The 19,850-nt window shown below is 55.9% G+C and carries 19 protein-coding genes; 13 read left to right on the forward strand and 6 right to left on the reverse strand.

Annotation, left to right across the window (positions count from 1 at the left end; genetic code table 11):
• Positions 1–23: 23 nt before the first annotated feature.
• From dctP to KQI82_RS04245, 6 genes are all read left to right on the forward strand, one after another.
• Complete coding sequence (gene dctP, locus KQI82_RS04220; RefSeq protein ID WP_216559121.1) at positions 24–1,079, forward strand: TRAP transporter substrate-binding protein DctP; 1,056 nt, start codon at positions 24–26, stop codon at positions 1,077–1,079.
• A gap of 116 nt (positions 1,080–1,195) precedes the next feature.
• Positions 1,196–1,726: a TRAP transporter small permease subunit gene (locus tag KQI82_RS04225; RefSeq protein WP_216559124.1), complete on the forward strand. Its 531-nt coding sequence runs from the start codon at positions 1,196–1,198 to the stop codon at positions 1,724–1,726.
• Between the two features lie 12 nt (positions 1,727–1,738).
• Positions 1,739–3,055, forward strand: a complete 1,317-nt coding sequence (locus KQI82_RS04230) for a TRAP transporter large permease (RefSeq protein ID WP_216559127.1) — start codon at positions 1,739–1,741, stop codon at positions 3,053–3,055.
• Positions 3,056–3,267: 212 nt separating this feature from the next.
• Positions 3,268–4,647 (forward strand): aminomethyl-transferring glycine dehydrogenase subunit GcvPA, encoded by a 1,380-nt coding sequence (gcvPA, locus tag KQI82_RS04235; protein ID WP_216559130.1) that lies wholly within the window; start codon positions 3,268–3,270, stop codon positions 4,645–4,647.
• A gap of 11 nt (positions 4,648–4,658) precedes the next feature.
• On the forward strand, positions 4,659–6,215 hold the full coding sequence (gene gcvPB / locus KQI82_RS04240) for an aminomethyl-transferring glycine dehydrogenase subunit GcvPB (protein ID WP_216559133.1): 1,557 nt from the start codon (positions 4,659–4,661) through the stop codon (positions 6,213–6,215).
• On the forward strand, positions 6,208–7,344 hold the full coding sequence (locus tag KQI82_RS04245; protein WP_216559136.1) for an ATP-NAD kinase family protein: 1,137 nt from the start codon (positions 6,208–6,210) through the stop codon (positions 7,342–7,344). Before gcvPB ends, KQI82_RS04245 begins: the two co-directional genes overlap by 8 nt.
• 68 nt (positions 7,345–7,412) lie before the next feature.
• On the opposite strand, the gene KQI82_RS04250 is transcribed toward KQI82_RS04245, so the two are convergent.
• Positions 7,413–8,165: a FadR/GntR family transcriptional regulator gene (locus KQI82_RS04250; RefSeq protein ID WP_216559139.1), complete on the reverse strand. Its 753-nt coding sequence runs from the start codon at positions 8,163–8,165 to the stop codon at positions 7,413–7,415.
• Positions 8,166–8,560: 395 nt separating this feature from the next.
• Here KQI82_RS04250 and rpsF point away from each other — a divergent pair, with 395 nt between their 5' ends.
• Genes rpsF through rpsR form a run of 3 tightly spaced genes read left to right on the forward strand, consistent with a single transcriptional unit; the run spans position 8,561 to position 9,623 of the window.
• On the forward strand, positions 8,561–8,857 hold the full coding sequence (gene rpsF / locus KQI82_RS04255) for a 30S ribosomal protein S6 (protein ID WP_216559142.1): 297 nt from the start codon (positions 8,561–8,563) through the stop codon (positions 8,855–8,857).
• Between the two features lie 12 nt (positions 8,858–8,869).
• Positions 8,870–9,328, forward strand: coding sequence for a single-stranded DNA-binding protein (locus KQI82_RS04260; protein WP_216559145.1), 459 nt, complete (start codon positions 8,870–8,872; stop codon positions 9,326–9,328).
• Between the two features lie 43 nt (positions 9,329–9,371).
• On the forward strand, positions 9,372–9,623 hold the full coding sequence (gene rpsR, locus KQI82_RS04265) for a 30S ribosomal protein S18 (RefSeq protein ID WP_216559148.1): 252 nt from the start codon (positions 9,372–9,374) through the stop codon (positions 9,621–9,623).
• Positions 9,624–9,782: 159 nt separating this feature from the next.
• On the opposite strand, the gene KQI82_RS04270 is transcribed toward rpsR, so the two are convergent.
• The 5 genes from KQI82_RS04270 to KQI82_RS04290 form a co-directional block, all read right to left on the reverse strand.
• Positions 9,783–12,080 (reverse strand): polysaccharide pyruvyl transferase family protein, encoded by a 2,298-nt coding sequence (locus KQI82_RS04270; RefSeq protein ID WP_216559151.1) that lies wholly within the window; start codon positions 12,078–12,080, stop codon positions 9,783–9,785.
• A gap of 63 nt (positions 12,081–12,143) precedes the next feature.
• On the reverse strand, positions 12,144–12,620 hold the full coding sequence (locus KQI82_RS04275; RefSeq protein WP_216559154.1) for a deoxycytidylate deaminase: 477 nt from the start codon (positions 12,618–12,620) through the stop codon (positions 12,144–12,146).
• Positions 12,621–12,742: 122 nt separating this feature from the next.
• Entirely contained in the window at positions 12,743–13,309 is a 567-nt protein-coding gene (locus KQI82_RS04280) for a chromate transporter (RefSeq protein ID WP_216559157.1), read from the reverse strand.
• Positions 13,310–13,312: 3 nt separating this feature from the next.
• Entirely contained in the window at positions 13,313–13,882 is a 570-nt protein-coding gene (locus tag KQI82_RS04285; RefSeq protein WP_216559160.1) for a chromate transporter, read from the reverse strand.
• Positions 13,879–14,979 carry a radical SAM/SPASM domain-containing protein gene (locus tag KQI82_RS04290; protein ID WP_216559163.1) on the reverse strand — a complete coding sequence of 367 codons (1,101 nt, stop codon included), beginning with the start codon at positions 14,977–14,979 and terminating at the stop codon, positions 13,879–13,881. Before KQI82_RS04290 ends, KQI82_RS04285 begins: the two co-directional genes overlap by 4 nt.
• Before the next feature lie 191 nt (positions 14,980–15,170).
• On the opposite strand from KQI82_RS04290, the gene KQI82_RS04295 reads away from it, so the two are divergent.
• The 4 genes from KQI82_RS04295 to KQI82_RS04310 all read left to right on the forward strand — a co-directional run bounded on the left by KQI82_RS04295 (position 15,171) and on the right by KQI82_RS04310 (position 19,849).
• Positions 15,171–15,893: a Crp/Fnr family transcriptional regulator gene (locus tag KQI82_RS04295; protein WP_216559166.1), complete on the forward strand. Its 723-nt coding sequence runs from the start codon at positions 15,171–15,173 to the stop codon at positions 15,891–15,893.
• 223 nt (positions 15,894–16,116) lie between these two features.
• Positions 16,117–17,211, forward strand: coding sequence for a BMP family lipoprotein (locus tag KQI82_RS04300; RefSeq protein WP_216559169.1), 1,095 nt, complete (start codon positions 16,117–16,119; stop codon positions 17,209–17,211).
• A gap of 38 nt (positions 17,212–17,249) precedes the next feature.
• Entirely contained in the window at positions 17,250–18,770 is a 1,521-nt protein-coding gene (locus tag KQI82_RS04305; protein WP_216559172.1) for an ABC transporter ATP-binding protein, read from the forward strand.
• The gene (locus KQI82_RS04310) at positions 18,767–19,849 is read left to right on the forward strand and encodes an ABC transporter permease (protein WP_216559175.1); all 1,083 of its coding nucleotides are present in this window, start codon (positions 18,767–18,769) and stop codon (positions 19,847–19,849) included. The genes KQI82_RS04305 and KQI82_RS04310 overlap by 4 nt, the downstream gene beginning before the upstream one ends.
• The last annotated feature ends 1 nt before the right edge of the window (position 19,850 follow it).

The raw sequence follows: 19,850 nt of genomic DNA on the forward strand, positions 1-19,850 counted from the left end.
TTGAGACAGAAAGGAAGAAAAGAATGAAAAAGTATCTCGTTTGTATGTTTGCCCTTGTCAGCCTGTTTGCTCTTGCCGGATGTGGCGGGAACGACGCTTCTGATCCTGGCGCGACCAGTTCTGGCGAAACCATGGAGCCTGTTGTCTGGAAGATTGAGTCTGCCTACGGTACCGGAGATCAGTGTATGGATATCCAAATGCCTATGTTGAAGAAAGTCATCGAAGAGACCACCGGCGGTCTTGTCACAGTCGAAATGTACGAGCCTGACTCCATCTGTACGGCTGCCGATATCCCCATGGCGGTCATCAACGGTACGTTGCAGGGCGGCCTGTCTTCCCCCAACGACACCTGCGCTATCGTTGACGCGGCTTACAGCGAGACCACTCCTCCCTTCTTCTTCACAAGCAAGGAGCAGCAGTACGACTGCCTCTACAATGCCGGTTGGGTTGACTTTTTGCGTGAAGCTTACTACGAGAAGGGTATCATCTATGGAGGCTTTGCGCCTCAGGGCGACCAGGCTTTCCTCTCCACCTTCTCCATGATGAGCATTGATGACATGAATGGTCATGTGCTGCGCGCGCTGGCTTCTCAGGCCGACTTCCTGACCTCCTGCGGCGCTTCCACCGTCACCATGTCCGGTTCTGACATCTACATGGGTTTCCAGCTTGGTACCATCGAGGGCACCCTCTTCGGCATGTGCGACATGTATGGCATGGGCTGGTACGAGGTCATCAGCCACTGCGTGCCTTGCGTCAATGCCGGCTCCCCCTGCAACTTCATCTTTAACAAGGCTGCTTGGGAGGCTCTGCCCGAGGACATGCAGGCAGACCTGTACGAGGCCATCCAGAACATGTACTTTGATCTCTACGCCGAGTCCGAAAAGCTCCAGCAGGTCGCTCTTGATGCTTGCGCCGAGCATAACGTGGTTGTTCAAGACGTTCCTCAGGAGGAGGTTGCCCGCTTTGTCGAGGTCGGTATGGAGCTGATGGAAACATGGAAGGAAAAGTATCCTGGCGCTGCCAAGGGCTTCGACATTATCCTCGACTGGGAGAAAGAAAATCTGGCAGCCAACAGCTAAGAGGTTTGTTTAACGAAAGCATTCGGTTTGGCTAACTGTTTGCTGGAAGCGGCAGCCCGATGGATTTGATCGGGCTGCCGCTCACAAAAAGCAAGTTTTCAGAAATGGAGGAAAACATGGACAAGATCAGCAAGTCATTTGTCAACAGCGTTGACCGCTTGTCTCATCTGATAGGAGAGATCGGAAAGTGGTTTCTCATGGTCATGGTGTTCTCTTTGATGTTTGAGGTCATCGCCCGTTACTTTTTTAAAGCCCCTACGATCTGGGCGGCAGACGTATGTGAGCAATGTATGATTCTTTTGGGGTCTATCGGTGGAGCTTATTCTTATCTGTACGACCAATTCGTACGCATCGACCTGCTCTATGAAAAGCTGAGTCTTAGAAGACGCGCGATTCTGGATATTTGTACCTTCGTTATTTTTGCCATTTTTATGTATATGGTTGTCACAACTAATTTTGAGGCCATGTTCACCGCCTATGAAATAAACATCACCAGTCCAACCATTATGAGAATCCCCTATGGCTATGGGCGTACCGCAGTTGCCATCGGCAGCGTACTGCTTGCCCTGCAAGGCATTTCTATTTTAATTAAGAACATTCATGTGTTGCGCTATAACGAACCCTATCCGCAGCTTTATCATAATTAAGGAGGTAAGGACATGGAAGCAAGTTTGGGTGCAGTTCTTGTCCTGATGCTGGTCATGATGATTGTTATGACCAGCGGTTTGCCCGTGCCGTTTGCGCTTGGCGGCACCGCAATCCTTGCCGTTCTGGTATTTTGGGATCCCTCAGGCTTTATTTCCGTCAGCAACGGTGTTTGGTCAACCTTTATTGGCGACAGCTACGTTGCCATTCCAATGTTCCTCTTGATGGCCAATATTCTTGAGAGGACAGGCATTGCGGATGACCTTTATGAGATGATGTACAACTGGATGAGCGGCATCCGCGGAGGCCTTGCGATGGCTACCGTTGTTATCTGCGCCATCTTCGGCGCGATGTGCGGCGGAAGCGGTGCCGCCACCGTCACGATGGGCCTTATTGCCTTGCCCTCGATGAAAAAGCGCGGCTATGACGAGAAAATTGCTATGGGCGTTATTCTCGCTGGCGGTGTACTTGGTATTATCATCCCTCCAAGTATCCCTATGGTTATCCTGAGTCAGTATAGCCGTAGCATATCCGTCGGCAAGCTCTTCTTTGCCGGCGTCATTCCCGGCATCCTTTGCGCGATCATCTACTGCATTTACATTGGTGTTCGCTGCGCCATCAATCCCAATCTCTGCCCGGCTATTCCCAAAGAGGAACGCCCGAGCTGGAACGAGAAGGTCAAGAGTCTCAGCGCGGTGATCGCGCCCGCTATTCTGATCGTCGCTGTGCTGGGCTCCATCTACATGGGCCTTGCCACTCCTGTTGAGGCGGCGGGTCTGGGCGCGGGGTGCTCGATCATCATCGCTCTGCTCCGCAGAAAGCTCACTATAAAGATTCTCAATGAATCACTTGCCAAGACGCTCAAACTGATTGGCATGATTCTCTGGATCCTTGCGGCTGCCGCGATGCTTAACACCGTGCTGAATGTGATGGGTGTCAATAAACTCCTGCAGGATGCCGCCATGGCTCTTCCGGGCGGTGCCAATACCGTTATGATCCTCATGATGCTGCTCAACTTTGTGCTTGGCTGCTTGATGGACGACTATGCCGTTATCACGCTGACAGCCCCTATCTACCTGCCTCTGATTGAAGCCTTGGGCATTGACCCACTCTGGTTCAGCCTGATCTTTATGCTGAATCTGCAGATGGCTTACTTGACGCCTCCTTATGGATTCAACCTCTTCTTCCTTAAGTCCATTGTACCTAAGGATGTGCCTGTGACCCGCATCTACAAGGCGGCAATTCCATTTATTGCTCTACAGCTTGTTGCACTTCTCATTTGCTGGAACTTCCCAACCCTCATCACTTGGCTGCCTTCCAAGTTGATTTAAATATGAGACCGTGAATATGACCCGAATAAGTTTGTGAGCCGTGTGTCCTAAAGCGCAGCAATGGGACTTCTCCTGTGGCGGTTTTGAGCTGTATAGACAGTCAAGTCATAGGCGCGCAGTCCAAAGTGCCGATCTCAATCTTAATAAAAACCAAGAAAGGAGTGTATGATTTTTACTGGCTTTTGCTATGTGTCTATCATACAAGGTAAGATATGGCGATTCAGTATCCGTATATTCCTAACAGCAATACAGATATCAAGCAGGAAATGCTCGACAGTCTCGGCATTAAGAGCGTAGAGGAGATTTACTCCTTTATCCCACAGGAGTTGCGGCTTGACCGTCCGCTTGCTCTCCCCGCCCCTATGTTGGCGGAGAGTGATCTCAAGCGCCATGTGGACGGCATTCTTGCAGCGAACCGCACCTGCGGCGAGAGTATCAGCTTTCTTGGCGCAGGCTGCTATGACCACTATGTGCCCGCTATTTGCGATGAGATCAATGGCCGCAGTGAATTTCTCACCGCTTACAGCGGCGATACTTATGTTGACCATGGCAAAAATCAGGCATTCTTCGAGTTTACCAGCCTTATGGGAGAGCTCCTTGATATGGACTGCGTGAGCTTCCCGACCTATGATGGAGCATCCAGCGCCAGTACGGCAATTATGATGTCCAGGCGCATCAACGGTCGCAAGCAGTACATCATTCCGCGCAACATCAGCCACGAGCTTGATATGCAGATTACATCCTACTGTGTCAATATGGAGAAGGTTTATGTTGGCTATCGAGCCGACGGCCAACTCGATCTGGAGGAACTGAAAGGAAAACTCTGTGAGGACACAGCCTGCGTCTTTATCCAGAATCCGACTTTCTTCGGCAACCTTGAGGAGCAGGGACAGCAAATTGCCGATCTCGCACACGCTGCGGGTGCGCAATTTGCTGTCTATGCAGATCCTTCATCGCTTGGTGTTATTAAGCCGCCCGCACACTACGGCGCTGATATTGTCTGCGGTGATATTCAGCCGATAGGTATGCATATGAGTTATGGCTCTGGTATGGGTGGTTATCTTGCAACCCATGTGAAAGCGGAGTATGTTCTTAATTATCCGCATCATCTCTACGGTATTTTTGAAAACGATAAGGGCGAGCGAGGCTACTTCCGCTCTCTTCCCGAGCGCACCAGTTATTATCGCCGCGCGGAGGGCGTGGAATTTCTTGGCACCTGCGTTGGTCTCTGGGCGATCACCGCAGCGGTCTACCTGTCTGTGATGGGGCCCAAGGGAATGGAGGAACTGGGCGAAAATATCCTTTATAAGAGCAACTACGCCAAGAAAAAGATCGCAGCTATTCCGGGGGTCAAACTGCTGTTCCAGCCAAGCGTTTCGTTCAAGGAGTTTGTTATCAACTTCGACGATTCGGGTAAGAGCGTTGACGAAATTAACACCGTGCTGCGTGAGCGGTACGATATCTTCGGCGGCCTCGACCTCAGCAAGAAGTACGGTCTCGGTCAGTCCGCCCTGTACTGTGTCACCGAAAAGACCTCTCAGGCGCAGATTGATAAACTCTGCACGGCGCTCAAGACCATTCTGGCAGAATAGGAGGAGCTATCATGAGTGCAAACGTTAAATTAAAAAATTTTCACAATGCGAAATGGGATGAGCCGATCATTTTTGAGCTCAGTGATCCCGGCAGCCGCGGGATCTTAATCGCGCCGCCTGAAGATGACGTGAAAGCGGCTGCTGAGGGTGAATTGCTGCCCGCCGCTCTTAAGCGCCTCAAGTTACCGGCGCTGCCTGAGATTGCACAGCCGCAGGTACTGCGTCATTTCCTGCGTCTTTCACAGGAAACTATGGGACAGGACATCAACATCGATATCGGTCTTGGCACATGCACAATGAAGTACAGCCCCAAGATCAACGAACAGTTTGTCCGCAACCCAAAACTGACGGAAATGCACCCGCTGCAGGATCCCGCGAGCGCTCAGGGTATTTTGAAGCTGATGTATGATTTTGAACAGCTTATCAAGGAAATCTCCGGCATGGACGCATTCTCCTTCCAACCGGCAGGCGGAGGCGCGGGCATCTACTCCAACGCCGCGATCCTTAAAAAGTACTTTGAGGAAAGGGGAGAAGCGGAGCAGCGTACGCAGGTTATTACGACCATTCTCTCCCATCCGCTTGACAGTGCGGCTCCGGCCACCTGCGGCTTTGAAGTCATCACACTGATGCCAGATGAGTGCGGTTATCCCTCGCTGGAAAGCCTCAAGGCAGTGCTTTCGGAGAAAACAGCTGGCATCTTCATTACGAACCCTGAGGATACGGGGGTGTTTAACCCCATCATCAAGCAGTTCATTGATGAAGTTCATAAAGTAGGCGGCCTTTGCATCTGTGACATGGCAGACTACAATGGCATGTTAGGCATCATTCGCCCCAGGGAGATGGGAGCGGATATGTGTCACTTTAACCTGCACAAGTCCTTTTCCTCTCCGCACGGCTGCATGGGTCCCGCCTGTGCGGCGCAGGGCGTCACAGCGGAACTTGCTAAGTATCTCCCCATTCCACGTGTCACTTTTGATGGAAAGACATACGGACTTGACTATGGTGAGGAGCATTCGGTCGGAAAGATCCGTCAGTTCCACGGCGTGGTGGCAGCCGTTGTTCGCGCTTACGCATGGGTCATGTCTCTGGGAGCTGATGGCTTGAAGACGGTAGCAGAGACAGCAATCCTGAACAACAACTATATGATGAAGCGCCTGATCGAAGAGGTGCGCGGAATCAGCATTCCCTGGAGTGAAGTGGAGTGCCATCGGCTGGAGCAGGTGCGTTACAGCTGGGAACAGCTATATCGGGATACCGGTGTTTGCAGCGATGATATCAACCGCCGCATGCAGGATTTCGGCTTCCAGCGTTTCTTTCCCAGTCATCACCCGCTTATTGTCGCTGAACCCTATACACCTGAACCGACGGAAAGCTATTCCAAGGCGGACATTGACGAGTATGTGGAGGCGCTGAAGCATATCAGCAATGAGGCGTATGAAAATCCCGAGGTTGTAAAAACGGCTCCGCACCGCGGCTCGATAAGCAATGTACCCAATAACACCATAGAAAATCCTGAGGATCTGTGCGTGACATGGCGCGTTTATAAAAGGAAGAACAATCTTGCGTAAGGCCATAGGTTTTATTGTTAACCCAATCGCAGGCATGGGCGGCAAGGTGGCGCTGAAGGGTACGGACGGAAGCGAGGTTCTTTCCCGCGCAATCGCACTCGGAGCTGTTCCCGAGGCAGAGCAAAAGGCAAAGAAAGCGCTCCAAGAGCTCTGTGATTTACCGGAAAAGCCAGTTATTTTGACAGCATCCGGTGCTATGGGTGAAAATATCTGCAAGGAACTTCAGCTTCGCCATTTGGTAGTGGAGAGATGCGGTGCTGTTACAACAGAGCAAGACACGATATCTGCCGCAAGGCAAATACAGCTTTCTGGAGCGGAGCTGCTGATTTTTGCTGGCGGTGATGGTACGGCAAGAAATGTTTGTGCGGCTATAGGAGAAAGCATGCCTGTCATTGGCATTCCGGCGGGTGTGAAAATACAATCTGCAGTGTTTGCACTTTCGCCTGCCCATGCCGGGCGTTTGGCTGCGAACATTATAAGTGGCCACCCTTATCAGCTTCGGCCTCAAGAGGTCATCGACCTGAATGAGGATGCCTATCGCAGTGGCAAAGTTTCTTCGACGCTATATGGATATATGAGCATTCCTGTGATCAATGGTTACTTGCAGAACATGAAGCAGAGTGGTTTTTCGACTGACCGTGAGCAGCTGAATGACATTGCGGAGTTCCTTGTCAGACATATGGAACGCGAATACGTCTACGCGATTGGCTCTGGATCGACAGCAAAGTGCATCATGCGCCAGCTAAAGCTTCCCTATGAACTGCTGGGAATTGACCTCATACAGGATCATCGCCTAATTGCCAACGATGTTACAGAGGAGCAACTTTTTAAAATTGCATCTGCTGGGAAACTGCGCATTATTGTTTCACCTATCGGGGGACAAGGCTTCTTGTTTGGACGAGGGAACCATCAGTTCAGTGAAAGGGTGCTTGAGAAAGTGGGGAGAGACGGCATCTCCGTTATGGCCACTGCCCAGAAACTAATTTCCATTAGTGGGGGACAGCTGCGCATTGACTGCGGAGAGGAAGAGGTTAACCGTCAGCTCAGCGGCTACTATCAGGTTATTGCCGGTTACGGCTACCACATAGTAATGCCGTGCAATCGGGAGATGATCTCTACCGCCCAATAGCTCCTTGCTATATGGATGCACTACATAAAAACTCTCGCAGGTAAAATACCTGCGAGAGTTTTTAGTGTTTATTGATTGTCAAGCAACCCGCTGAATTTGAACTGCACCGGTTTTTCCTGTAAATGGAGGTAAACACTGGAAAGGTGCTCCTCCATGTGCCGTTTTGCAGCGACGGCATCATGCTTTTCCATGGCATTATAGATGTCGTGGTGAAACTGCAGCGATTTTTGGCGCTCCTCAAGCGACATCCTGGAAAGACGCTCTTGCATTTGACTGTGGATCATGAAACTCATTGTCTGCATTAACTTCAAACTGAGCATGCTGTGCGCACAGATGACGATCTGCATATGGAAGTCGTAATCGGATTTTTCAAAGGTGATATAATCCGCCTCTTTCTTGGACTCCATTTCGTCAAGAATGGACTTTAGGCGTTTCAGGTCTTCCGGTGTTGCATCCGTGGCGGCAACAGAGACCATCTCGATCTGAATAGCGCGGCGCATATGGAAAATCTCGATGTTTGTTGTCTGGTCAAACATCAGAATGTAGCTGAGGGACAGATAGTAACTGGAGTCATCAGGAGAATTTACGCTGATGCCCTTGCGAGGGCTGACGGAGATAATACCAAGGAATTCCAACACACGCAATGCCTCCCGCAATGTGGGGCGGCTGACTCCAAGCTTCTCCATCAGATCTTTTTCAGTATAGAGGTATTCGCCGTATTTCAGTTCCCCGGAGGCGACAAGACTGACAATCTTCTCCACAATGACCCGATAGGCCTTCAAGGGTTTTATCGGGTGAATCGCTTTATTTAAGGTTTCCATACGCACTTTCTCCTTATTGACATCTGCAACGAAGCAGTTTTGTAAAATGGATAAATTTCATTAAGAATATCATATAACTAATTATCCATTGGAAATGCTGTTTTGTCAATACACGATTGCTGTAATACATACAGAAAAGGACTCTTAATGTTGCGGGGTGGCATTATATCCTGGTATTATTAAGGCAATTGGAGCAGATACAAATCCGAGTACATAAAATGTAAGATTTTTGTAGCATTTTCAGAAGGATTGATTTTGAATTTTGAATTTTGAATTTTGATTTTCACTTGACTTATCCAGGATTTCCGGTATAATAATATAGCTTGCAAACTTGCAGGTAATCCTTGCTCTCACTTTGGGTGAGGGCCAAATGTCCAAAAGGAGGTGCAACCAACATGGCAAAAGTTTCCGGCAACTATGAGGTCGTCTACATCATCGACCCTACGCTGAGCGAGGAGCAGACCGCCGCCCTGGTGGCGAAGTTCAAGACCCTGGCTGAGCAGAACGCCAGCGCTGTTGAGGTTGAGGAGTGGGGTAAGCGCAAGCTGGCCTACGAGATCAGCTTCAAGTCTGAGGGCTATTACGTCCTGATGAGCTTCACCAGCGCTCCCGCTTTCCCCAAAGAGCTGGATCGTGTCCTCGGCATTACCGACGGCATTATGCGTTCCCTGATCGTCTCCAAAGGCGAGTAAGGAGGACAAGTTATGCTGAACCGCATTATTTTGATGGGCCGTCTGGTGGCAGACCCGGAGCTGCGCAGGACGCAGAGCGGAACGCCCGTCACATCCTTACGCATCGCTGTGGATCGTGATTTCAAGAACCAGAGCGGCGAAAAGGAAACCGATTTCATCGACGTCGTAGCCTGGCGCGCGACCGCCGAATTTGTGGCAAAGTACTTCGCCAAGGGCCGCATGGCCGTGGTGGAGGGCCGCCTCCAGATCCGTCCTTGGACGGACAAGGAGGGCAACAAGCGTACCAGCGCCGAGGTGGTGGCCGACAACGTGTACTTCGGCGACTCCAAGCGGGACGGCGGCGGAGATTCCTTTGCCGCGCCCAACTACGGCGCGCCTGCCGGCGGCGGATACCGCTCCGCCCCTTCCCCGGTGGATGCCCATTCCGATTTTGCTGAGATCGGCGAGGAGGACGGCGAGCTGCCGTTCTGATCCAATGCTCTTTGAGCGAACATCATAAAAGGAGGAACTTTCCATGGCTATGGAACGCGAGAACAGACCCGCTCGTCCCATGAACCGCAAGCGCAGAAAGGTTTGCCAGTTCTGTGTGGACAAGTGCGAGTCCATTGACTATAAAGACGTGGCCAAGCTGCGCCGCTATGTCTCCGAGCGCGCCAAGATTCTGCCCCGCAGAACCACCGGCACCTGCGCAATGCATCAGCGCCAGCTGACCGAGGCCATCAAGCGCGCCCGGCAGATCGCCCTGCTGCCTTTCGTCACCGACTGATCTGTCTTGAAAACAGCCGCCCGTTTTGGGGCGGCTGTTTTTTTGCAATCAGCCTCATTTATAAGCGCCTGCGCCCAACTTGGGACGCAGGCGCTTTCAACTTGTTTTCACCGCCGGCGCGGCGGCGCGGTCAGGCGTGTCCGGGAAAGCGTATGCCCTTTACCCCTTCAGCTTTTTGCGAATCTTGGCCTTCACCTCCGGGGAAAGGGCTTTGGCGGCGATCAGATAGGGCAGGCCCGGCAGCTTCAGATACTGCCTGCGGACCAGGTCAAAGGGCTCCACCGCATAGGCTGCAAAGAAGGCGGCGCGGTCTGGAACCAGGGCGGTGGGCGACGCCAGCCGGGGGTTTCCGGAGATGGCCCGCTCAATGGGGAAGGGCACCCGGGCGATGGGCAGCTGATCGAATACATGGCTGCCCTGCGGAGTGTTTACAAGCAGCAGGGAAACGCCCTTATGCTGCTCTTCCGGCAGCTCGTCATCCCGCAGCCCCCAGAAATCGCCCAGAGTGAAGTCGCCGGGACGGTTCATGGAGGCATAGGTGCAGCGGTAGCAGGAGGGCCGCAGGAACAGCGCCCGGCCAAAGGCCCGGCCGTATTCCGTCTGGGTCAGCGGGCGGGAGCTGACCGTGCCCCCTTCAAAGAGCGTGGTCAGATGGCTGCCCTTCCAGCCGCTGACCTTGTTGCGAAAGCGCACGTTCTGGATTTTTCGGCCGGTCTCACGCTGTATGGAATCCACCATGTCCTCCCACACGCCGGGAGAAGGTACGCCGTGGCACACCAGGTCACAGCTGAGCAGGTTCTCCGGCCGGTACCCAAGATAGCGGTACAGCCCGTCCACCTGGCAGGGCGTTCCGGAGAAGAGCACCTTTCTGCCGCTTTCCACAAGCTTCCTGATCTGACGGTAGGTGTCGCCGATATCACTCTGCACATATTTGGCTCCCCGCAGGTGGCGCAGCTCCTCCTTGGACCAGCAGGCGATGTGGCGCAGGTGCATTTTAGCGTCCAGCGCCGCGCCAAACACCACGCCGCCGTCCTCGAACACATAGTCCGCCAGCAGGGAAAACACACCTCCGGAGGTGGAGTCCCGACGCACGTTCTCATCCCGGTTCCAGGCGGCGAAGGCCACCGGCAGGTGCTCCCGCTGCTCCCTCTTGTTCAGCGCGGGGCAGATCACGGTGCAGTGGCCGCACTCCACACAGAGGTCGTGGTCCACCTCCGGATAGAGGAAGCCCTCCTTGTCCCGGACCATAGAGATGGCGTTTTTGGGACATCCGCTGTAGCAGGCGGCGCATCCGGTGCACTCCTCCCGCTTGGCCAGGACGGGCAGGGGACGGTTGATCTCCTCCTGATCGTCAAAAACCTGGCCCCGCAGCGCGCAGCCCAGGTACTTGAGGGAGCGGCAGCGCTGGGCCTTCAGACGCTGGCCCACGGCGGCGTAGTCGATCTCCTCTGTGAGCTCCGCCGTGTCTCCCCGGCCCACCACGCGCCTTGTGAGGCCCAGGGTGGTCAGCAGGTTGAAGGTGCGGGACTGCTCAGGGTGGGCCATTTCCATGGGCGCCACCGTGGTGAAGAAAGGCTTTTCAAACTGCACGGAAAACACCGTGCCGTGGAAGGAATTGGTGCAGACATAGGCGGCGTTTTGGAAGAGGCTCAGAAATTCCGCCGGTCCTGCGTCCAACACGCATCGGGCTCTGGGGTGCACCTTGCGGCGGATGCCGCACAGCTGCACAATGGGCAGTCCCGTGGCCTCGGCCAGCTTGGCTACATACGGCGTCAGGGCGCCGGGACTGCTGATACAGTAGCACAGGATATATCCGCCGGTGGGTCCGGGCTGGGCCGCCATGGCGGCCCACTCCTCTTTTTGCAGCAGCAGCGTGGGATCCAGCACAACCGGCACATCCCGGCCCGCAATCTCCTTTACGATCTGCTGTCCGGCCCGCTCCCGGACGCCGATGGCCTCATAGTCCTCCAGATACCCCTTCAGCTCTTCCTCCATGTCGGAGGGAATCTGGGAGATGCCGAAGGAGGGTGCGTAGGCGATTTTGCGCCCCTGGGTAAATGCCGCGAAAAACACGGGGTCAAAGCGGCCGTCTGGAAAAATCCTGGGGTTCCAGATCTGGTCGCTGCCGGAGAGATAGACATCGTAGGGCAGATCCGCCTTCTGAAGCTCCTCAAAGCTCATGTAGCGATGCTTTGAAATGGGCAGGTGCTCTGCCGAGAACCGCTCAAACCGGTCGTAGCGGGCCTTCAGCGCGCCATAGTGCAGCGCCGTATGGGCGTCCGAGGCAGCGGCGGCGACGGAGCGCGCGCCGCGAAACAGGTCGTTGCTCTGGTTTACGTAGTAATCGATGATCTCACATTCACTGCCCAGGGCTTTCACCGCCCGGGCCGTGGCGCAGGCCTGAAGAAAAGCGCCGTAATGATGAATGTGATAAAAGGTGACCAATCCGGTTTTCAAAGCATTCTCCCCTTCCCATGCCGGCTTGCGGCATGTGCTGTCATCCCGCGCATGCGGCCGGGCTCAGATCATTTTGAGATCGTCGTCCGCCACCCATTCCTCCACGGGAACCACTTCAAAGTCCTCCTTGGTATTGCGGATCACCACCCGCTCCAACCCGGAGTTGATGACCAGACGGCGGCACATGGGGCAGGAGGTGGCGTCGCTGAGCAGCTCGCCGGTGCGGCCGTCCCGGCCCACCAGATAGAGCGTACCGCCCACCATGTCCCTGCGGGCGGCGGAGACGATGGCATTGGCCTCGGCATGCACACTGCGGCAAAGCTCGTACCGCTCCCCACGGGGCACCTGCATGGCCTCCCGGGCACAGTATCCCATATCCACGCAGTTCTTGCGCCCCCGGGGGGCGCCGTTGTAGCCGGTGGAGATGATCTCATCGTTTTTCACAATGATGGCGCCGTAGCGCCGGCGCAGACAGGTGGAGCGCTCCAACACAGTCTGGGCGATGTCCAGATAGTAGTTCTCCTTACTGATGCGAGACATGTCAACCCTCCGTTTGCTGTTGAATTTTGTAACTTTTATCATACCACAGGGAGGAGGCGGATGCAATAAAAAGCGCCGTGCTTGATGCGGCGCTTTTTTCCTTGAGAGGCGATCTGTCCCGCTTAAGCCGGAAACAGGGTGTAGAGGATTCCACCTACCACGCCGGAGCACAGCATCAAGAGAATGGGGCTCACCTTCCACTTGCGCAGGAGCAAAAATGCCACGGCAAACATTCCCACCGCGATCCAGTTGACTGAGCCCAGGCCGCAAAAACCGCCTTCCCCGCAGATCGCCATCAAAAAGATGGATACGCCCGCCGAGCCGATCAGCGCCACGATGGCGGGGCGCAGCCCGCTCAGAGCGCCCTGCATCAGACTCAGACTCTTATAGCGCACATACAGCCGGGCCAGAATCAGCACAATGGCGCAGGAGGGCAGAATGCAGCCTACGGTGGCCACAATCGCCCCGGGCAGCCCGGCCACCCGGATGCCCACAAAGGTGGCGGCATTGACGGCGATGGGCCCCGGAGTCATCTCCGCGATGGTGACAAGGTCTGCAAACTGGGAAAGGGTGAGCCATCCGTGGATATCCACCATCTGGGTCTGAATCAGGGGCAGAGCGGCCATTCCGCCGCCAAAGCTGAACAGGCCCACCTGAAAAAAGCTGAGGAAGAGTTTCCAAAATACCATGGCTTATGCCCTCCTTTCCCGCCGCATGGCCAGATATCCACGGCCGATGCCCACCGCGCCGCAGATCAGGATGATCACCACCACATTGACCCCGCCGAAATACACGGCCGCAAACGAGGCAGCCATCAAAAAGACGGACAGAACGCTCCTCTCCCGCAGTACGTTTCCAGCCAGGGTGAAGATGGTGTCCGCGATGACGGCGGCAATGCCGGCCTGCATGCCCCGCAGAACCGCCTGTACCACGGCGTTTTCCGAAAAAGCCTGATAGGCCGCGGAGATGACGGACAGCGTCACCAGCGGCGGAAGGATGGTCCCCAGAATAGAGACCAGCGCGCCGATTCCGCCGCCCAACTGATAGCCCAAGATCATGGAGGCGTTGACCGCCACCGGGCCGGGCGCCGACTGGGCGATGGCCACCAGGTTCAGCATTTCATCCTCCTCCAGCCACTTGAGCTCATCCACGTATTTCTTCTTCATCAGCGAGACGATCACATAGCCTCCTCCAAAGGTGAAGGCGCTCAGGCTCAACGCGTTGAGAAACAGCTTCCAATAAAGTTTTCTTCCCCTGGTCATATCCGCCCTCCCCGGCCGCCGGCCACCTGGCGCAGCCGCTCATAACTGTATTCAAAAAATCCCCTGTAGGCCGCACAGTATATGTTTTTTCCGCCCGGACCCGGCCGGCGGTCCCGGCGGCAGCCGTTCCGGCAGAGGTAGGCCCAGGGGCAGCTTCTGCACTCCTCCGGCGGACGCAGGGAGTCCTCAATAAAGCGCAGCTCCCGCCGGCGCCGGTCGATCTCCTCAAGGGAGCAGTCCCGGATGTTGCCCAGGCAGTAGCCGTCCAGAGCATAGAAATCACAGGGAAACACGCTGCCGTCCGCCTCGATCAGGTACTGGATGTTGCAGTGGCCGCACATGGAGCACAGCTCCGGCGCCTGCCCCTGGAGCATATAGACCAGGTTGTCGAAAAAGCGGATGGACACATAGTTTCCTCCCAGCAGTTCCCGGTACCAGATGTCGAAGAGGGTTTTCAAAAATGACTCCAGCTGCGCCGGTGTGGGGACATAGTCTCCCGCCCCATCCTCCAGGGGGCCCATGCAGGGGATGTATTGCTGATGCCGGAAACCGTTTTCCTGGAAAAAGCGAAAGATGCTGGGAATGTGCCGGGCCAGCTGGGGAGTGACCACGGTCAGAATATTAAAGGGCACCTGATTCTGCTCCAGCAGCCGGGCGGCGGCAAAGGCGTGCTTAAAAGACCCCTTTCCCTGCCGGTCCACCCGGTAGAGGTCGTGGCTGGCCTTGTTTCCATCCAGGGAGAGCCCCACCAAAAAGTGATTTTGGCGCAGGAATCGGGCCCACTGCTGATCCAACAGCAATCCGTTGGTCTGGATGGCGTGGCGCACCTTCCCGCGGCGAAAGCCCCGCTCCCGTTCCATAAAGTCCCGGTAAAAATCCAGTCCGGCCAGCGTGGGCTCGCCGCCCTGGAAAGCAAAGGCAAAGCCGTCCGCCTCCTGCTCAAGGAAACGCTGTAAAATGGCCTGCACCGTCTCCGGAGACATCCGCCCATAGTCCGCCACGGAGCGGCTGCGGCTTTCGTCCGCGTAGAAGCAATACCGGCAGCAGAGATTGCAGGCCGACGAGGCGGGCTTGATCATCACGTTGTACTGTTTCATGGTTCCCTCCCCAAAAGTCTCCGGTCGTATAGTGAGATGATTATACTCCAAGGGACAAAAATTGCAAACGACATTTGACCGATTTTGGGGAGGCTGCGCAAAATATGCGATTGTATGGCAGGCCGGGCTGTGCTATACTTGCTTTGAATAGAGGTAAATCCGACCACTCCCAGATAAAAGGGGGATTCTCAGTGGAAATTCGGGAGTATATGGACCGGGACCCATCCATTGCCGCCATATTGCACGAGCTGCCGGAAGAGCTGCTGAGCACCATCCGCATCCGCCGCTACCAGCCCGGGGATGTGGTGATTCAGCGATGCGAGGACCCGGAGTCAACTGCAACCTATATTATCTTAGAGGGCGTCTGCTGTTCCACCTGCAATTTTAAAAACGGGGAGCAGGTCTGGTTCCGCAAGGCCACCGTCCATGATGTCTTTGGCCTGTACGGCAATTTTAAGAGCCGGCATACATACTGCGACTTCAGCGCCACCATTTTTGCCAAAACACCATCCGTGCTGGCCATGATTCCCCAAAGCACCGTCCGACTCTGCTTTTCCCGCTATGTGGACTTCACCAACGAACTGACTGGCCGGACGCTGGCCCGCCTCAACGACGGCCTCTGGCGGCTCTCGGAGTGCAACAACTACCCGCCCTATGCCGGGGTGATCACCTATCTCATCTACGCCTATGAGTTTTACCGGCGCTGCTATCCCCTGGACTATGACGGCGCGGTGAAGATTCCGGAAAAGCGCACGGAGATCGCAAACTTCATGTGCATCAACGTCCGGACCCTCCAGCGGATCCTCCCTCAGCTGAAGGCGGAGGACCTGATCCTGATTCAATCCGGCTCCATCTACATCGATCCGCCCCGATACGAGGCACTGAAGGAACGACAGGAGCAGTGCTTTTATTGAGCAAAAACCGCAGCACACCATGGGACTCTGCTTGTGCAGGGCCCCATGGTGTTTTTTAATGGCGGATATCTGGGAAAATAATCACTGAGCCGGGGCGAAAAATGACATTTGTCGCGGTATCCTCCCAATTCACATGATAAAATACCGCTGTTAAGACCGTGTAAACGGCAGTATCCGCCGGCAGAGAACACTCTGCCAAAATTCTATTCAGGAGGAAACTGATATGAAAAGAATGCTCGCATTTGTCCTTGCCGCCGTCCTGGCCCTTGGGATGCTCACAGGCTGCGGCAGCACCACGGACCTGGAGGCAGGCTCCAAGTCTTCCGCCGGCTCTTCCAGCGAGGGCGGCGAGGCCGCCTTGAAGGTGGGCGTCGTCTTCACCACCGGCGGCCTGGGCGACAACAACTTCAACGACATGGTCTATGCCGGCCTGAACGCCGCCAAGGAAGACATGGGCATCACCTTTGATTACGCGGAGCCCTCTTCCGGCGACGAGTACACCACCATGACCTATGACTTTGCCCAGGACGGCTCCTACGACCTGATTATCGTCCTCTCCTCCGACGGCGCCACTGCCGTGGAGCAGGTTGCCCCGGAATACCCCGATCAGCTCTTTACCATTGTCGACCAGGAAGTTGTGGGCGACAACATCTGCTCCATTGTGAAAAATGGTGCCGAACAGACCTTCCTGACCGGCGTGATCGCGGGTCTTCTGACCCAGGACAGCAGCTATGAGTATGCCAACGCCGACAAGAAGGTGGGCGCGGTGCTGGGCATGGACGTGGCGACCGTGGTGGCCATGGCCGCCGGGTTTGCCTGCGGCGCCAAGTTCTACGATCCCTCCGTGGAGGTTCTGGTCTCCACCGTGGGCGATTTCTCCGACGTCAACACGGCAAAGGAGATGTCTCTTTCCATGTATGAGCAGGGCGTGGACGTCATCATGAACCTGGATGGCAGCGGCACCGGCATTTGGGCCGCTTTGGAGGAAAAGCAGTTCTACGGCGTCGGCTGCGGCTCCAACCAGAACACTCTCTCCCCCTACATCGTTGCAACCGCCGGCTTTGTCCTCAGCCAGATCATCTATGACCAGTGCAAGGACATGATCGACGGGACCTGGGTCAGCGGCACCGTCAACCCCACCATCCGCGACGGAGCCTTCGACTATCTCACCGACGACGCCTCCGTCCAGCTCTCCGATGAGATCATCAAGAAGGTGGAGGCCGCCCGCGACTGGTACGAGACCAACAGCGATGTGGTGCTGGCCACCACCATGGACACGGTGGACGCTTGGGTTGCGGAGAACGGGCAGGCTGCCTGATTTTTCCGCCTGAAATTTCATGAGAGGCGGTGCTTTGCATGAATGCTGTTGAAATGCGCGGCATTTCAAAGGCCTTTGGCACCGTCCAGGCACTGCAAAACGTGGATTTCACCCTCAGGCAGGGTGAAATCCACGCTGTGCTTGGGGAAAACGGAGCCGGCAAAACCACATTGATGAAAATACTGTACGGAATGCACCGGCCCACGGCGGGACAGGTCTTTATCCGGGGGGAGCGGGCGGACATCCGGGACTCCCAGGACGCCATCCGCCTGGGAATCGGAATGGTGCACCAGCACTTTATGCTGATTCCAGTGCTCAGCGCCGCGGAAAACGTGGTGGCTGGCAGCGAGCCCCACAAGGGCGTGTTCTTTGACTTCAACCGGGCTGTGGAGGAAGTGGAGCAGCTGGCCAAAGAGAGCGGCTTTCTCATTGATCCCCGCGCCAGGGTGGAGACGCTGTCCGTGGGCGCCATGCAGCGGGTGGAAATCCTCAAGGCCCTGTATAAGGGCGCGGATATCCTGATCCTGGACGAGCCCACCGCGGTGCTGACACCCATTGAGGTCCAGGAGCTGTTCGTTGCGCTGCGGCGGCTGAAGGCCGAGGGAAAGAGCATTGTTATCATCACCCACAAGCTCTACGAGGTGATGGAGATCGCCGACCGCTGCACCGTGCTGCAGGACGGCAGGCTCATCGGCAGCGTGGATAAGGAGAAAACCAGCATGCAGCAGTTGGCTGGCATGATGGTGGGCCGGGAGGTCAACTTTGACAGGCGCTGCCCCTCTCCCCGCATCGGCGGGGCGCTTTGCGAAATCAAAAACCTGAGCTACCGTCGAAACGGCCTCCCGGTGCTTCAAAACATCAGCCTGACCATTCACAAAGGCGAGATTTTGGGCATTGCCGGTATCGAGGGCAACGGCCAGACGGAACTCATTGAATCGCTGACCGGGCTTTTGAAGCCGGACTCCATGGAGCTGACTCTCAACGGGGAAGCGGTCACCGGCGACGCGGCGGACTTCATCCGCAAAGGGATTGGACATGTGCCGGAGGACCGGATGGTCCGGGGGCTGTCCCTGCCCCGCTCCATTGCGGAGAACTCCATCTTAGGCTATGAGGACGGATTTTCCCGCCGTGGCGTCATGGACTGGAAGACCGTCCAGAAAAACGCGGAGACCCTGGTCCGGAGCTTCCAGATCAAGGCCCCCTCGGCCAAAACGCCCTGCGGCGCCCTCTCCGGCGGCAACCAGCAGAAGGTGGTTATCGCCCGGGTTTTCTCCCGGTCCCCGGAGGTGGTGATCTGTGCCCAGCCCACCCGAGGCGTGGATGTGTCCGCTTCGGAGTACATCCACGACGTCATGCTCCGCTACCGGGATCAGGGGAAAGGCATCCTGCTGATTTCCGCGGACCTGGACGAGGTCAAAAAGCTCAGCGATACCATTGCCGTCCTCTACAGAGGCGAGATCATGGCGGTGGACAAAGCGGAGCGCTTTGATGACGACCGGCTGGGCCTTTTGATGACCGGCGCGGCCGCATCCGAGGGGAAAGGGGGGACCCGGGCATGAATCTGACTGGAAAACGAAAATCCGCCTATCTTGCTCTGCGCATGGCCATCGCGCTGCTGCTTGCGCTGATCTGCGGCGGCTTTGTCTTTTACGCCGCAGGGTTCAATCCGCTCCAGGCGTACAAACTGATCTTCCTTGGCGCCTTTGGCTCCGGCGACGCGCTGCTGACCACGCTCCACTACGCCACGCCTCTGCTCTTTACCGGATTGGCCTTTGCCTTTGCCCAGCACGGCGGCGTGCTGAACCTGGGCACGGAGGGACAGCTCTATGTGGGCGCCATGGTGGCTGCGCTGATCGGCGGATACCTTCCGCCGCTGCCCAGGGCGCTGTTTGTGCCGCTGATCCTCCTGCTCAGCTGTGTATCCGCCGGCCTATACGCCGCCTTGGCCGGTTTTTTGAAGGTGAAATTCGGCGCCAACGTGGTCATTGTGACGCTGATGCTCAACTATGTGTCCCAGCTGTTCTGTGGATACCTGGCCAATTATCCTCTGGTGGACGAGCAGGGAAACCCACGCACCGCAAAGCTCCCGATTCAGGCGCAGATCGGCAAGCTGGTGCAGGGACACTACCTCTCCTCCGCCATTGTGATCGGCGTGGTGCTGGTCATCGTCATCTGGCTGCTGCTCAACTACACCAAGCTTGGATACCGGCTTCACTTTGTGGGTTCCAATCAGCTTGCGGCCCAGACCGCCGGGATCAACCCCGACCGGATGCTGGTGCTCACCATGCTCATCAGCGGCGCGCTGGCCGGCCTTTGCGGCGCGACCCAGGTCATGGGCGTGCAGTATCGCTACACAGACGGGTTCTCTGCGGGATACGGGTTTGAGGGCATCGCCGTGGCGGCTCTGGCCGGCAACAACCCCCTGATGGTTCTGGTCTCCGCCGTGCTCTGGGGCGGACTCAAGTCCGGCGCCAGCGCGGTGAACCGGATTGCCGCCATCCCCATGGACGTTATCTCCATCATTCAGGCGCTGATCGTCATCTTTATGGTGGCGCCCAAGCTGATGGACGCCCTGTGCGGGCCGCTGCAAAAACTTCTGGCGGAAAAGCATCGTGCGGATGCCAGGGAGGCCCGGTGAT

The organism is Dysosmobacter acutus (assembly GCF_018919205.1).
Lineage (GTDB): Bacteria > Bacillota > Clostridia > Oscillospirales > Oscillospiraceae > Oscillibacter > Oscillibacter acutus.

What these genes read in the sequence shown, in the direction of transcription:
- KQI82_RS04300 (WP_216559169.1), top strand. Translation starts at nt 16,117, where the DNA reads ATGAAAAGAATGCTCGCATTTGTCCTTGCCGCCGTCCTGGCCCTTGGG.
- KQI82_RS04280 (WP_216559157.1), bottom strand. Translation starts at nt 13,309, where the DNA reads ATGGTATTTTGGAAACTCTTCCTCAGCTTTTTTCAGGTGGGCCTGTTC.
- KQI82_RS04260 (WP_216559145.1), top strand. Translation starts at nt 8,870, where the DNA reads ATGCTGAACCGCATTATTTTGATGGGCCGTCTGGTGGCAGACCCGGAG.
- KQI82_RS04290 (WP_216559163.1), bottom strand. Translation starts at nt 14,979, where the DNA reads ATGAAACAGTACAACGTGATGATCAAGCCCGCCTCGTCGGCCTGCAAT.
- rpsF (WP_216559142.1), top strand. Translation starts at nt 8,561, where the DNA reads ATGGCAAAAGTTTCCGGCAACTATGAGGTCGTCTACATCATCGACCCT.
- KQI82_RS04305 (WP_216559172.1), top strand. Translation starts at nt 17,250, where the DNA reads ATGAATGCTGTTGAAATGCGCGGCATTTCAAAGGCCTTTGGCACCGTC.
- KQI82_RS04275 (WP_216559154.1), bottom strand. Translation starts at nt 12,620, where the DNA reads ATGTCTCGCATCAGTAAGGAGAACTACTATCTGGACATCGCCCAGACT.
- dctP (WP_216559121.1), top strand. Translation starts at nt 24, where the DNA reads ATGAAAAAGTATCTCGTTTGTATGTTTGCCCTTGTCAGCCTGTTTGCT.
- KQI82_RS04225 (WP_216559124.1), top strand. Translation starts at nt 1,196, where the DNA reads ATGGACAAGATCAGCAAGTCATTTGTCAACAGCGTTGACCGCTTGTCT.
- KQI82_RS04250 (WP_216559139.1), bottom strand. Translation starts at nt 8,165, where the DNA reads ATGGAAACCTTAAATAAAGCGATTCACCCGATAAAACCCTTGAAGGCC.
- KQI82_RS04285 (WP_216559160.1), bottom strand. Translation starts at nt 13,882, where the DNA reads ATGACCAGGGGAAGAAAACTTTATTGGAAGCTGTTTCTCAACGCGTTG.
- gcvPB (WP_216559133.1), top strand. Translation starts at nt 4,659, where the DNA reads ATGAGTGCAAACGTTAAATTAAAAAATTTTCACAATGCGAAATGGGAT.
- KQI82_RS04230 (WP_216559127.1), top strand. Translation starts at nt 1,739, where the DNA reads ATGGAAGCAAGTTTGGGTGCAGTTCTTGTCCTGATGCTGGTCATGATG.
- KQI82_RS04310 (WP_216559175.1), top strand. Translation starts at nt 18,767, where the DNA reads ATGAATCTGACTGGAAAACGAAAATCCGCCTATCTTGCTCTGCGCATG.
- rpsR (WP_216559148.1), top strand. Translation starts at nt 9,372, where the DNA reads ATGGCTATGGAACGCGAGAACAGACCCGCTCGTCCCATGAACCGCAAG.
- gcvPA (WP_216559130.1), top strand. Translation starts at nt 3,268, where the DNA reads ATGGCGATTCAGTATCCGTATATTCCTAACAGCAATACAGATATCAAG.